This is a genomic window from Streptomyces phaeoluteigriseus, from assembly GCF_001896135.2.
Lineage (GTDB): Bacteria > Actinomycetota > Actinomycetes > Streptomycetales > Streptomycetaceae > Streptomyces > Streptomyces phaeoluteigriseus.
The window spans coordinates 891939-905525 of record NZ_MPOH02000011.1; the positions used below are offsets into that span (position 1 = coordinate 891939).

Sequence of the window (13587 nt, forward strand, 5' to 3'; positions counted from 1 at the left end):
GACACGGGGAGTGCCTTCAGGTGGCCACTGCGGAGCCGACACGCGCCGACGAATCCGGTCCGGACCCGGACACCGGCCGAAGGGCCCGTGTGCCCGCACCCCAGTCCGGTGACCACGACCGCGACACGGACGGCCAGGACCGTGCCACGACCCCGGCATCCCCACCCGCACCCGCACCCGCACCCGACCCTGTCATGAACTCGGTCCCGTACCGGATGCGCGGCTGGCTCCGTCGGCATCTCGTACTCTCGGTGACGGCCCTGTCCGCCGTACTGCACATCGTCTGGTTCTTCGCCTTCGCGAACAGTGGCGGGGACCTCGCCGCGCAGGACGCCTGGGCCGAGTTCGTCGGCCGGCACCCCGACTCCGCGTACAACCTCGCGTGGTACGGCGGCATGCACCCGGTGTCGTACAGCGTGGTCTCGCCGTATCTCATGTCGGTGCTCGGCGTCCGTACGACGATGATGATCGCCGGGACGATCTCCGCGGGGCTGCTGACGCTGATCCTGCTGCGTTGCCGGCCGGTGAGGAACCCGGTGTGGCCCGCGCTCGCGGGGGTGTTCGCGCTGCTGTGCAACGCGGCGTCGGGCCGGGTGACGTTCGGGCTCGGCAACATGTTCGCGCTCGGCGCGGTCGCGGTCGTGTTCTGCTGGCCGCACCGCTGGCGCTACAAGCGGTGGGCGAAGGCACTGTGCGCGGCGCCGCTCGCCGCGCTCGCCACGATGGGGTCGCCGGTGGCGGGCCTCTTCGTGGGGCTGGTCGCGGTCGCGCTGTTCCTCCAGAAGCGGCGGCCCGGCGCGTGGGCGCTGGGGCTGGCCCCGACCGCGGTCGTCGCGGTGTCCGCGTGGGCGTTCCCGTTCTCCGGCACCCAGCCGATGTCGTTCGGTTCGACGGCCCTGCCGCTGCTGTTCTCGGTGCTCGTCTTCGTGCTCGTCCCGCACGACTGGAAGACCGTGCGGATCACGTCGGCGGTCTACGGCCTCGGGGTGCTGGGGGTGTGGCTGATCAGTTCGCAGATCGGGTCCAACATCACCCGGCTCGCCATGCTGTTCTCGGGCGTGGTGCTGATGGCCGCGCTGCCGTTCGCGGTGCCGCGCAGCCGCAAGTGGTACGCGATCGTGGTGTCCTCGCTGGTCTTCGTCGGCTGGATCGGCTACAAGTCGGTCGACGACGTCTACCGGACGACCCCGGCGGCGTCCTGGGCACGTGAGCTGGCGCCGCTGGTCAACGAGTTGCAGGAGGTCGGCGCGGAGAAGGGCCGGGTGGAGGTCGTCCCGGCCCGCTCGCACCGCGAGGCGTCCGCGCTCGCGCCGTACGTCAACCTGGCCCGCGGCTGGAACCGGCAGGCCGACATGGAGCGCAACCCCCTCTTCTACGACGACACCCTGAACTCGGCGAACTACCGCGAGTGGCTCAAGCGGTGGGCCGTGCACTTCGTGGTCGTGCCCAAGGACGAGCCGGACGGGGACGGCGGGCAGCGCGAGCGGGAGCTGGTGCAGCGGGGGCTGCCGTATCTGGAGCAGATCTGGGGCGACGCCAACTGGCAGTTGTTCCGGGTCAGCGCCCCGGCGCCGCTGGCCGAGCCGAACGCGGTCGTGCAGCGGGCGGCGCAGGGCGAGATGACGATCGACGTGCGCAAGGCGGGCCGGGTCCTGATCCGGATCCCGTACTCGCCGTGGCTCAGCGTCGTCGACGCGGAGGGCAAGAGCCTGAAGCCGCCGCAGGAGACGGAGGCGTCCAAGGACCGGGCCGAGGGGGAGCCGAAGACGTACGACAACGTCAACGGCTGTCTCTTCGAGACGGAGGAGGACGCGGACGGCGACCGGTGGACGGTGCTGCTCGCGCCGGAGGCGGGGACGTACCGGCTGGCGGCGCCGTACCAGCTGCCGCGGGGCACTCCGTGCCCGGACGAGCTGAAGGAGTAGCCGGCCGGGGCGCGCCGAAGCTCACCGGAGCCGGTCGACGTACCGGTCCGTGCCCGGCACCGTCGGGATGAACGGGGCCAGGAGTTCCACCCTGCCCAGGCCCGTCTCCGCCACCGCCTCCTCCAGGCCGCTGAAGTGGCGCTCCCAGCAGTCCCTGGGATCCGTCTCCAGGAACCAGAGCAGGGTGAGGCGGGTGTCGACGCCCTCGACCTGCTGGACGTACGTCATGCGGTCGCCGGGCAGGGGGGTCGGGCGGAAGACGGTGACGAGGGCGGCCGGGGAGCCGGCGAGGCGCTTGGGGAGGTGGCGGGTGCGCAGCCACTCCAGGAGGTCGGCGCGCCGCGTCGGGTCCGGGGCGTCGACGACCTGGAGGACGAGGCCGGCGTAGGGGTGGTCCAGGGCGTGGAAGTCGCGGGGGCCCGCCGCGCCGTCGCGGTACGCGGTCGTCTCGTGGTCCTGGAACGCGGTGAAGACGTGGGTGCGGTCCCGGTAGACGCGGGCGTCCCGGTTGAGGCGCTTGTTGATGGCGACCGTCCAGCGCATGTGGTCGTCGTGGCGGCCGTCGGTGATCCAGTACGTGGAGAGGTAGCAGCCCGCCGTGACGGGCCGGGCGACGGCGGACTCCTCGGGGCGGCGCAGGAGCTGGAGGTCGCGGGGGGCGACCCAGCGGCGGCCGGCGTACATCCAGGGCATGGCCATGGCGCCGGCGTAGTAGTGGTCGTCCTCGTACCAGCGGTTGTAGGCGTACTCGTGGCCCGGGTGCGGTTCGACCATGGTGATCAGGGCGTGGCCCGGGTGCACCCCGTAGGGGCCGACGGCGGCCAGTTCGGCGTACGTGTCGCTGTGGGTGTCGGTGCGGGTGTCGGTGCGGGTGTCGGTGCGGTTCGTGCCGTGAGTGTCGCTGCGGGGCTCCTCGCTCATGGGCTCGCCCTTCCTCTTCTCCTTCGCCGGTGGGTCGCCCATACTCTGACGCTCCGTCAGTTGATGCGCCAGGGTCAGGGAGGGTCGTCATGTCACTGCTGGTCGGCAGGACCGTCGTCGTCTCGGGGGTCGGGGCCGGGCTCGGTCACCAGGTCGCCGCGGCCGTCGTACGGGACGGGGGGAACGCCGTGCTGGGGGCGCGGACCGGGGCGAACCTCGCCAGGAGCGCGGCCGGGATCGATCCGGACGGGACGCACACGGCGTACCGGGCGACGGACATCAGGGACGAGGGGCAGTGCGCGGCACTGGCGGGGCTGGCGAGGGAGCGGTTCGGGAGGATCGACGCGGTGGTGCACGTCGCGGCCTGGGACTCCTACTTCGGCGGGCTGGAGGACGCGGACTTCGCCACCTGGCAGTCGGTGCTGGACGTGAACCTGCTGGGCGCGCTGCGGATGACGCGGGCCTGTCTGGGCGGGCTGAAGGAGCGGGGCGGGTCGGTGGTGTTCATCGGGACGCAGTCGGCGGTGGCGGCTCCGACACAGGTGCGGCAGGCGGCGTACGCCGCGTCGAAGGGTGCGCTGACCAGCGCGATGTACTCGCTGGCGCGGGAGTTGGGGCCGCACCGGATCCGGGTGAACACCGTGCTGCCGGGGTGGATGTGGGGGCCGCCGGTGCAGGCGTTCGTGCGGTTCACGGCGGCGACGGAGGACGTGGCGGAGGAGGTCGTGCTGGGGCGGCTCGCGGAGCGGATGGCGTTGCCGGAGCTGGCCACGGACGGGGATGTCGCGGACGCCGCGGTGTTCCTGGCGTCGGACCGGGCGCGCGCGATCACCGGGCAGTCGTTGCTGGTCAACGCCGGGGAGCTGATGCGATGAGTTCATATAGATGAACCAGGACCACCATACCGAATGATTTTGCCTCCCCTTGACCTTACGCCGCCTTGTCGTGTTCACGCGCCAGCACCCACGATGAGCGCCGGGCTGAACCCTGGGAGGACGCACATGAACGGTCTCGACTGGGCCGTGCTCATCGGCTATTTCGGCGTGATGGTCGCCATCGGTGTCTGGTCCCACAAACGGGTCGACAACGTCAGCGACTTCTTCACGGCAGGCGGCAAGATGCCGTGGTGGCTGTCGGGCATCTCGCACCATATGTCGGGCTACAGCGCGGTGATGTTCACCGGGTACGCCGGCATCGCCTACACGTACGGCGTCACCTCCTTCATCACCTGGTCCTTCCCGATCGCCATCGGCATCGCGATCGGCTCCAAGCTGTTCGCGCCCCGGATCAACCGGCTGCGCTCACGGCTGCACGTGGCCTCCCCGCTGGAGTACCTGAAGAACCGGTACGACCTCAAGACGCAGCAGGCGCTGGCCTGGTCCGGGATGCTGCTGAAGATCGTGGACGTGGGCGCCAAGTGGGCGGCGATCGCCACCCTGTTGTCCGTGTTCACCGGCATCTCGCTGAACCAGGGCATCCTCATCACCGGCGCCATCACGGCCGTCTACTGCACCATCGGCGGGCTGTGGGCCGACGCGCTCACCGAGTTGGGGCAGTTCGTCATCCAGCTCCTCGCCGGCGTCGCGATGTTCGTGGCCGTGGTGATGGAACTCGCCGACCGTGACATCGGTTTCCTCGGCGCGTGGGACGAACCGGCCCTCCAGGGCCATGAGAAGCCGCTGGTGGGGCCTTACGGCACGGTGTTCCTGCTGGCGTTCCTCTTCATCAAGCTGTTCGAGTACAACGGCGGCATGCTCAACCAGGCCCAGCGATACATGGCCACCGCCACGCCGAAGGAGGCCGAGCGGTCCGCGCGGTTGTCGGCGGTGCTGTGGCTGGTGTGGCCGCTGGTGCTGTTCTACCCGATGTGGATGTCCCCGCTGCTGGTCGAGTCGCAGAAGCCGGACGGTTCCGACTCCTACGGCCTGATGACCGAACAGCTCCTGCCGCACGGCCTGTTGGGCCTGGTCATCGTCGGGTTCTTCTCCCACACGATGGCGATGTGCTCCTCCGACGCCAACGCCATCGCCGCCGTCTTCACCCGTGACTGCGCGCCGGTGATCTCGGCGCGGGCGCGGGCCTGGAGCGACCGGTCGGGGCTGATCGCGGCCCGCATCGCGACCGTCGTCTTCCTCGGTCTGTCCATGGCGGCGGCCACGCAGGTCAACTCGCCGGCGTTCAAGGACATCATCACCGTCGTCATCAAGTGGGTGGCCGGTCTGATGGGCCCGATGGCGATCCCGATGATGCTCGGTCTGCTGCGGCCGTTCCGCCGCTCGGGTCCGACGGCGGCGCTGGTGAGCTGGTCGATGGGCCTGTTCGCCTTCTGGCTGGTCAACTACCCGATCAACTGGAACGTCGACGGCGGTGTCCCGCTCCAGTACCAGGTGTCCATACCGCTCGCGGTCTCCCTCGTCCTCTACATCCTGATCGGCTTCCTGAAGCCGGAGGACACCCCGGAACGGCTGGCGATCATCGAGCGGATCAACACGGACGGGGGCGGCGGGGCGATGTCGGCGGCGGCCGAGGTCCCCGAGCCGCGGGACTCGGTGCGGACGCCGGTGAAGGACTAGGCACCTCGCGGGTACCGGGCGAGCCAGCCCGGGGACGCGCCCGCCGGGGTGTGCAGGGCGGGACCCTGGGTCATCTCCATCGCGAAGTCGTCCGCCAGTTCCAGGATCGTGGGACGGCCCTCCAGCTCGGCCAGCCAGGCCGGCGGGAGGGCCGTCTCGCCGTGCAGCGCCCCGAGCAGGCCCCCGGCCAGCGCGCCGGTGGCGGCGGAGGGGGCGCCGTGATTGACGGCGAGGCGCAGACCGTGCCGTACGTCCTCGGCGACCAGGGCGCAGTAGACGGCCGCCGCCAGCACGGCCGGGGCCGTCCCCGCCCCGGCCAGTTCCTCCACCCGTGCCGGGCCGGGCATCCCCTGCCGTACGGCACCCAGCGCGTGCCGCAACGCCTCCGACACCGGCTCGTGTCCCGGCCGGGCCGAGAGCAGCGCGAGCGCCCGCTGCACCGCGCCGTCGAGGCTGTCGCCGCGGGCCAGCGCGTGCACGGTGACCGCGTACGCGCCCGCCGTGAGGTATCCGCCGGGGTGGCCGTGGCTCTGCGCCGCGCACTCCACGGCGAGTTGTGCCACCAGCTGCGGCTCCCAGCCGACGAGCAGCCCGAAGGGCGCCGAGCGGGCGGTGGCCTCGGGGCCGGCCTCGCCGGGGCTCTTGGGTGCGTCGAGGGTGCCCATGATGTCGTCGCCGAAGCCGAGGAGCAGGGAGCGGGCGGGGTCGCGGCGCACGTACAGCCACTCCTCGTGGGCCAGCCAGCCGTCGTCCTTGCGGCGCAGGTCGGGCCCCCAGTCGCGCTGGGTGGCGGCCCACCTCAGATACGCCCGGTGCAGATCGGTCGGCGGATACCAGGCACCGGTGTCCCGCCGCACCTGGGCGCGGATCAGCCCGTCCACGCTGAACAGGGTCAGCTGGGTGAGATGCGTGACGGCACCGCGCCGCCCGTAGGCGGGGGCCAGGTCCACGAGCCCCTCGGGCCCGTGCGCCTGCCGTATCTCCTCCAGTCCCAGCCGGTCGACGGCCGCCCCCAGGGCGTCCCCCACGGCCGAGCCGAGCAGTGTGCCCCGCACCCGGCTGCGAAAGTCCTGTTGCTCGGTACGCCCCCAGACGGCCCCACCTGTCGCACCCACCTGGACCTCCCGGGCACCGTCCGTTCACACGACTGCCCAGCACTGTAATCGACCGACAATGGTCGACTCAGGGTGTGGAACGGTATGCGAGGTGTGACCGGAGTGGTCACGAGTGGTCAGTTATCGCCCACCCCGGGGGAGATCTCCCTCGGCGGCGCGAGGTCCCCGGGCCACGGGCACGCACGGAGGTCCCGCGAGGGACCCGCCGCGATTGTGGCTCAATGTGAGTGGCGCTGGACGGACTTGGCGGGGAAGGACACCCCCATGACCTCCACCCCCGCCGCACGCGCCGTCCGTGTCACCGTCACCCTCCTCACCGCGTCCGTCGCGCTCTACACCGCGTTGGTGGCCTTCGGGAACATCACCGACTTCGGGACCAATCAGCAGTTCGTCCGGCATGTTCTGGCCATGGACACGACGTTCAAGGACGACGATCTGATGTGGCGGGCGGTCACCGGGGAAGGGCTGCAGGATGCCGCGTACGTGCTGATCATCGCGTGGGAGACCGTCGCCGCGCTGGTGCTGATCGCCGGGACGTGGTTCTGGGCGCGGCGGGATCCGGGCAGGGCCCGGCAGGTGTCGACGTACGGGCTGCTGATGGTGATGCTGCTGTTCGGGGGCGGCTTCATCGCGATCGGTGGGGAGTGGTTCGCGATGTGGCAGTCGCAGGACTGGAACGGGCTGGACGCGGCGACCCGGGTGTTCGTGTTCAGCGGGGTCGTGCTGCTCGCGCAGTACCTGCCGGCCGAGGGTGAGCGGGTGGGCTGACTGCTGACTACTCGACGACCCTGACGTTCGTTCCTGTCGCGCCGAACGCCCACAGGGCCGCGCCGTCCGCCTTCGGCATGCGGATGCCGCCGTCGGGGCTCCGGAGGCGGGGGGCGGGGAGGAGCCGTCGACCGCGTTGGAGAAGGCGATGTTGACGCCCGACTTCGCGGAGAAGTAGATGATGTGCTCGATCTCCACGCCGTCGGATCCCGTGGTGGCGTCCTTGCGGAGGGACACCATGTAGCTGCCGGAGGCCGGGTCCACGGTGCCCGGCCAGACCGTGAAGGTGCGGCGGGCCTCGTCGTCGGCGTCGACCAGCCAGACCCGGTCCTGACCGAGGGAGTAGACGATACGGCGGCCCGAGCCCGAGCCGTCGGGGACGGGCACGGCCCTGGGGGTCGGGGAGACGGAGGCCGAGGGCTTGGCGTCCGCCGAGGCCGAAGCGGACGGCTTCGCACCGGCCGCCGTCGCCGTCGGGTGCGGGCCCTTCTCGGCCTGCACCGTCAGAGCGCCGACCACGACGATCGCGCCGGCCGTCAGACCGGTGACCCAGGCCCACGAAGGAAGCCGTCGGGCAGGCACGGGCACGCATCTCCTCAGTCTCGGGCCCCCGACACCGGGAGCCCGATCATCGTACTGCGAGGCCCCCCGTCTCCCCGCCGTCAGTCCAGTACCGGAAGCAGCTCCGGCAGGTGGCCGTCGGACGCCCGCGCGGCCCGCTGCCGCTCCTCGGAGACCTCGCCGTACAGGGTGGTGCGCGGCCTCGCCGGCCGGCCGGCCGCCTCGGCCACCTCGATCAGGTCCTTCACCGACTTGTAGGAGCCGTAGGAGGAGCCCGCCATGCGGGAGATCGTCTCCTCCATCAGGGTGCCGCCGAGGTCGTTGGCGCCCGAGCGGAGCATCTCGGCCGCGCCATCGGAGCCCAGTTTCACCCAGCTCGTCTGGATGTTGGGGATGTGCGGGTGGAGCAGGAGGCGCGCCATCGCCGTGACCGCGCGGTTGTCCCGCATGGTCGGGCCGGGCCGCGCGATGCCCGCCAGGTACACCGGCGCGTTGGTGTGGATGAAGGGCAGGGTCACGAACTCGGTGAAACCGCCCGTCCGTTGCTGGATCCCGGCGAGGGTCCGCAGGTGGCCGAGCCAGTGCCGCGGCTGGTCGACATGGCCGTACATCATCGTCGACGAGGAGCGGATGCCCAGCTCGTGGGCGGTCGTGACGACCTCGATCCAGGTCGCCGTCGGCAGCTTGCCCTTGGTGAGGACCCAGCGGACCTCGTCGTCGAGGATCTCCGCCGCCGTACCGGGGATCGAGTCGAGCCCGGCCTCCTTCGCGGCGGTGAGCCACTCGCGGACGGACATCCCGGTGCGGGTGGCGCCGTTGACGACCTCCATCGGCGAGAAGGCGTGGACATGCATGCCGGGCACCCGCTCCTTCACCGCCTTCGCGATGTCGAAGTACGCCGTGCCGGGCAGGTCCGGGTGGATGCCGCCCTGCATGCAGACCTCCACCGCACCCACCTCCCAGGCCTGTTGGGCCCGGTCGGCCACCTGGTCGAGGGAGAGCGTGTAGGCGTCGGCGTCGGTGCGGCGCTGCGCGAAGGCGCAGAAACGGCAGCCGGTGTAGCAGACGTTGGTGAAGTTGATGTTCCGCGTGACGATGTAGGTGACGTCGCGCCGACCACCGACCTGCGGACGTCGTCGGCGACGCGGCAGAGGGCGTCGAGCGCGGGCCCGTCGGCGTGCAGCAGGGCCAGCGCCTCGGCGTCCGTCAGCTTCGTCGGGTCGTCGGCCGCCGTCGCCAGCGCCTGCCGCACGTCCGTGTCGATGCGCTCCGGGACCATGCCGGGGGCGGCGGCCTCCCGCAGGGCGCCCCAGTCGCCGTACACCTCGTCGAAGTCGTCGCGGCGGTCGGACGTACGGCCGTCGGTGTCGATGGTCCGGTGCAGATCCGTACGGCCGGTGGCCTCGAAGGCCTCCTCGGGTTCCTGCCACGGGTGGCCCTCGACGACCGCGTCCGGCAGGGCCAGGCCCGTCTCCGGGTCGGCGAGCGCCCGCACGTGCGGCAGCAGGCGCGGGTCCAGCCAGGGCTCGCCGCGGGTGACGAACTCCGGGTACACGCAGAGCCGTTCGCGCATCTCGAAGCCGGCCGCGGCCGACCGCTCCGCCAGTTCGTCGATCTGCGGCCAGGGGCGTTCGGGGTTGACGTGGTCGATGGTGAGGGGGGACACCCCGCCCCAGTCGTCGATACCGGCGCCGATCAGCCGCTCGTACTCGCTGTCGACCAGGTTGGGCGGGGCCTGGAGGCAGCCGCTGGGGCCCATGATGTGGCGGGCGACGGCCACCGTCGCGACCAGCTCGTCGAGTTCGGCGTCGGGCATGCCGCGCATCGCCGTGTCCGGCTTGGCGCGGAAGTTCTGGATGATCAGTTCCTGGATGCCGTGGTAGGCGCGGGAGACCTTGCGGAGCGCGAACAGCGACTCCGCGCGCTCCTCGTACGTCTCCCCGATGCCGATGAGGATCCCCGAGGTGAAGGGGACCGACGAGCGGCCCGCGTCCTCCAGGACACGCAGCCGTACGGCGGGTTCCTTGTCCGGGGAACCGAAGTGCGGGCCGCCGGGCTCGGACCACAGGCGGGTCGCGGTCGTCTCCAGCATCATGCCCATCGACGGGGCGACCGGCTTGAGCCGCTGGAAGTCCGTCCAGGTCATGACGCCCGGATTGAGGTGCGGGAGCAGGCCCGTCTCCTCCAGGATGCGGATGGAGACGGCCCGGACGTAGGCGATGGTGTCGTCGTAGCCGTGCGCGTCGAGCCATTCGCGCGCCTCCGGCCAGCGGTCCTCGGGCTTGTCACCGAGGGTGATCAGCGCTTCCTTGCAGCCGAGGGCCGCGCCCTTGCGGGCGATGTCGAGCACCTCGTCCGGCGACATGAACATCCCGTGCCCGGCACGCCGCAGCTTGCCGGGGACGGTGACGAACGTGCAGTAGTGGCACTTGTCCCGGCACAGCCTGGTCAGCGGGATGAAGACGCTCTTGGAGTAGGTGATGACGCCGGGGCGACCGGCCGCCTCCAGGCCCGCGTCCCGCACCCGGGCGGCGGACGCGGCCAGGTCGACGAGGTGTTCGCCCCGGGCCTGGAGCAGGACCGCCGCCTCGGAGACGTCGAGGGCGACGCCGTCCCGGGCACGTTTGAGGGCGCGACGCAGCGAGTTCTCGGTGGGGCCGGTTCCGGAGATCGCGGAAGTCGTCATGCTGTGAGCATACGTTCGCGCTGATCAGGACCGACGGGAGCGCCCGAATCGTCCCGGGGGGGGCATGCGTTGCACGCTGTCACTGGCGGAAGGGCGTGTCCGGGGTCACCGGTGTCCTGGGTCTCGGGTGTCCGGGGTCACCGGTGTCCTGGGTCTCGGGTGTCCGGGGTCACCCGTGTCCTGGGTCTCCGGTGTCCTGTGCCACCGATGCCCGGGGTCACCGCGCCGCCCGGGGGCACCGCCGCTCATACCCGGTCGGCACCCGGTGCTACCGGTTGTCCGCCGCGCCGGGCAGGTAGGGGGTGTACTCGTCGAGGGCCCTGAGCACGTCCGCCTCCCCCGCCGGGGGCAGCTGCACCACGACCTCCTCGATGCCCAGTCCGGCGTAGTGCGCGAGCTTGCCCGGCGACGGGTGGACGGCGTACGGCACGATCTGGAGGGCCGCCAGGTCGCGGCCCGCGTCCGCCCACGCCGCGCGCAGGACGGGCAGCGACTCGGACAGGCCCCGCCCGCCGATGGGCAGCCAGCCGTCGGCGTACTCACAGATGTGCGCGAACAGCTTCGGCCCCGCGGCGCCGCCGACGAGGGTGCGGGGGCCGATGACCGGGCCGCGGGGCTTCTGCACGGGCTTGGGGTGGGCGTCGCTGGCCCGCACGCCGCCGAACTCGCCCTCGTACGCGGTGGGTTCCTCGCTCCACAAGGCCCGCATCAACGCCATCCGGTCGCGGACCAGGTCGCGGCGGGTGCGCCACTCCACCCCGTGGTCGGCGGCCTCTTCCACGTTCCAGCCGAAGCCGAGGCCGAAGGTGAAGCGTCCGCCGGAGAGGTGGTCCACGGTCGCGATCTGCTTGGCGAGGTCGATCGGGTCGTGCTGGGCGACGAGGGTGATGCCGGTGCCGAGGCCGAGGCCCTCCGTCACGGCAGCCGCCTGGCCCAGGGCGACGAAGGGGTCGAGGGTACGGCCGTACTCGCGGGGCAGGTCGCCGCCCGCGGGGTACGGGGAGGTGCGCTCTACGGGGATGTGCGTGTGCTCGGGCAGGTAGAGCCCGGCGAAGCCGCGCTGCTCCAGCTCGCGGGCGAGGCGGGTGGGGGTGATCGTCTCGTCGGTGAGGAAGACGGTGACGGCGATGCGCATGGGGGCGGCCTTTCGACGCGGCGGCTCGGGCTGTGCGGCTGGTGCGGCTTCCGGGGTGTGGGCTTCCGGGGTGTGGCTTCCGGGCTGTGCGGCTTCTGGGCGTGTGGCTTCCGAGGTCTGGGGCTTCCGGGCTGTGCGGCTTCCGGGCTGTGCGGCTTCCGGGGTGTGGGCCTTCTGGGTGTGCGGCTCGTCGACGCGCGTGACGTCCTCATCTGTACCGGGAGACGGGCCGCCTGTCCATACCGACCGGTCGGCTTGGAAGGGTGGCGTTTCCGAGGTCTCGCGTACGGGACATCCCGACGTCCACCGATCCCCTCCGCTTTCACGGGAGTTCACGCCCGTCGGGGACAGTGGCGGCCATGTGTGACGACGACGATGTCATCGATGCCGCCAACGATCACGGAATCGCACGCAGAGCCCTGTTCGTGACGGGCGCCGCCACCGCGCTCACCTGGGGAAGCGTGAGCTCCGCGGCGGCCGCCGGCCGTGGACCGGGGACCCGGGAGACCAGGACCGTCCGCGGCACCCTGCCCACCGGGTCGCCCGACTTCGTGTACGTGCCCGTGGAAGTCCCGCCGGGAGTCCGGGAGTTCAGGGTCGCCTACACCTACGACCGGCCGTCCGTGCCCGCCGGGACGCCCGGCAACGCCCTCGACATCGGCCTGTTCGACCAGCGCGGTACCGAACTGGGCGGGAAGGGCTTCCGGGGCTGGTCGGGGGGAGCCCGCACGGAGTTCTTCGTCCGGGCCGACGAGGCCACGCCGGGCTATGTGCCGGGGCCGGTGCGCGAGGGCACCTGGCACATCGCCCTCGGCCCGTACACGGTGGCACCGCAGGGGATGGCGTACGAGCTGACGGTCACGCTGACGTACGGCGAGGCGGCCGAGGCCTCCCGGCCGGTGTACCCGCCGGAGCGGGCCGCGGGGCGGGGCCGGGCCTGGTACCGGGGCGACTGCCACCTCCACTCCTGGTACTCGGACGGCCGCCGCACCCCGGCCGAGATCGGCGCCCTCGCACGGGCGGCGGGGCTGGACTTCATCAACACGTCGGAGCACAACACGCATGCCGGGCACGCCCATTGGGCGGACGTGGCGGGGGACGACCTGCTGGTCATGCTGGGCGAGGAGGTCACCACCCGCAACGGCCACGTGGTCGCCCTGGGGACCGATCCCGGGACCTTCGTGGACTGGCGGTACCGGGCCCGCGACAACCGCTTCGGCCGTTTCGCGCGCCGGATCCGCCAGGCGGGCGGCCTGGTCGTCCCGGCCCACCCGCACGCCACCTGTATCGGCTGCAACTGGAAGTTCGGTTTCGGCGAGGCGGACGCGGTCGAGGTGTGGAACGGCCCCTACACGGCCGACGACGAGGTGTCCCTGGCGGCCTGGGACGCGATGCTGGTGGCGGGCGTGCGCTCGGGCTCGGGTTCCTGGATCCCGGCGATGGGGAACAGCGACGCGCACCGGGACCCGGACGTGGTGGGCCTGCCCCAGACGGTGGTCCTGGCCGAGGACCTGACCCGCGAGGCCGTCCAGGACGGCATCCGCGCCGGCCGCTCGTACGTCGCCGAGTCGTCCGCGCTGTCCCTCTCCTTCACGGCGACGGGCGGCCGGGGCGAACACGCGGGCATCGGCGGACGCCTGCGCACCGGCCCGGACACCCCGGTCACCATCCGCCTGGAGATCACCGGCGCTCCCCGCTGCACGGTCCGCTTCGTGACCGACCAGGGCGTCCTCTTCACCAGCGGCCCCCTGCCGGTGTCGGGGACGGGAGTGGTGGAGTGGCGTACGACGCCGTCGTACGCGGCGTACGTCCGGGCGGAGGTACGGCACGAGGCGGCGGGCCCGCTGCCGGGGGCGCTGGCGGCGTTCACCAACCCGGTGTTCCTGGAGGCGACGGGGTGAGG

Annotated in this window: 8 protein-coding genes and 2 pseudogenes; 5 read left to right on the forward strand and 5 right to left on the reverse strand. The window is 71.9% G+C overall.

The features are described 5' to 3' along the window. The first annotated feature begins 20 nt into the window (after window positions 1–20). The gene (locus BM536_RS15100; RefSeq protein ID WP_094103028.1) at window positions 21–1925 is read left to right on the forward strand and encodes an MFS transporter; all 1905 of its coding nucleotides are present in this window, start codon (window positions 21–23) and stop codon (window positions 1923–1925) included. A gap of 21 nt (window positions 1926–1946) precedes the next feature. Here BM536_RS15100 and BM536_RS15105 read toward each other — a convergent pair whose 3' ends face one another. After that, window positions 1947–2846 carry a hypothetical protein gene (locus tag BM536_RS15105; RefSeq protein WP_073496629.1) on the reverse strand — a complete coding sequence of 300 codons (900 nt, stop codon included), beginning with the start codon at window positions 2844–2846 and terminating at the stop codon, window positions 1947–1949. A gap of 89 nt (window positions 2847–2935) precedes the next feature. Between BM536_RS15105 and BM536_RS15110 the strand changes: the two genes are divergently transcribed. Then, the gene (locus BM536_RS15110; protein ID WP_073496621.1) at window positions 2936–3721 is read left to right on the forward strand and encodes an SDR family oxidoreductase; all 786 of its coding nucleotides are present in this window, start codon (window positions 2936–2938) and stop codon (window positions 3719–3721) included. 126 nt (window positions 3722–3847) lie between these two features. After that, complete coding sequence (locus tag BM536_RS15115; protein WP_073496623.1) at window positions 3848–5419, forward strand: sodium:solute symporter family protein; 1572 nt, start codon at window positions 3848–3850, stop codon at window positions 5417–5419. On the opposite strand, the gene BM536_RS15120 is transcribed toward BM536_RS15115, so the two are convergent. Beyond that, complete coding sequence (locus BM536_RS15120; protein WP_094103029.1) at window positions 5416–6534, reverse strand: ADP-ribosylglycohydrolase family protein; 1119 nt, start codon at window positions 6532–6534, stop codon at window positions 5416–5418. The genes BM536_RS15115 and BM536_RS15120 overlap by 4 nt on opposite strands. Window positions 6535–6798: 264 nt before the next feature. Here BM536_RS15120 and BM536_RS15125 point away from each other — a divergent pair, with 264 nt between their 5' ends. Beyond that, window positions 6799–7302 (forward strand): DUF2165 domain-containing protein, encoded by a 504-nt coding sequence (locus BM536_RS15125; protein ID WP_073496625.1) that lies wholly within the window; start codon window positions 6799–6801, stop codon window positions 7300–7302. A 7-nt stretch (window positions 7303–7309) separates the two neighbouring features. Here BM536_RS15125 and BM536_RS42825 read toward each other — a convergent pair. The 3 genes and pseudogenes from BM536_RS42825 to BM536_RS15140 all read right to left on the reverse strand — a co-directional run bounded on the left by BM536_RS42825 (window position 7310) and on the right by BM536_RS15140 (window position 11684). After that, a pseudogene (locus tag BM536_RS42825) lies at window positions 7310–7890 on the reverse strand (hypothetical protein). 74 nt (window positions 7891–7964) lie between these two features. Then, window positions 7965–10549: pseudogene (locus BM536_RS15135) on the reverse strand (bifunctional FO biosynthesis protein CofGH). Window positions 10550–10817: 268 nt separating this feature from the next. Then, a complete protein-coding gene (locus tag BM536_RS15140) occupies window positions 10818–11684 on the reverse strand; it encodes a TIGR03619 family F420-dependent LLM class oxidoreductase (RefSeq protein ID WP_073496627.1) in 867 nt (288 codons plus the stop codon). A gap of 359 nt (window positions 11685–12043) precedes the next feature. Between BM536_RS15140 and BM536_RS15145 the strand changes: the two genes are divergently transcribed. Further along, the gene (locus BM536_RS15145; protein WP_073493697.1) at window positions 12044–13585 is read left to right on the forward strand and encodes a CehA/McbA family metallohydrolase; all 1542 of its coding nucleotides are present in this window, start codon (window positions 12044–12046) and stop codon (window positions 13583–13585) included. Window positions 13586–13587: the final 2 nt, after the last annotated feature.

Coding starts and splice junctions, on each gene's coding strand:
- BM536_RS15110 (WP_073496621.1), top strand. CDS start 2,936: ATGTCACTGCTGGTCGGCAGGACCGTCGTCGTCTCGGGGGTCGGGGCC.
- BM536_RS15115 (WP_073496623.1), top strand. CDS start 3,848: ATGAACGGTCTCGACTGGGCCGTGCTCATCGGCTATTTCGGCGTGATG.
- BM536_RS15125 (WP_073496625.1), top strand. CDS start 6,799: ATGACCTCCACCCCCGCCGCACGCGCCGTCCGTGTCACCGTCACCCTC.
- BM536_RS15105 (WP_073496629.1), bottom strand. CDS start 2,846: ATGAGCGAGGAGCCCCGCAGCGACACTCACGGCACGAACCGCACCGAC.
- BM536_RS15140 (WP_073496627.1), bottom strand. CDS start 11,684: ATGCGCATCGCCGTCACCGTCTTCCTCACCGACGAGACGATCACCCCC.
- BM536_RS15145 (WP_073493697.1), top strand. CDS start 12,044: ATGTGTGACGACGACGATGTCATCGATGCCGCCAACGATCACGGAATC.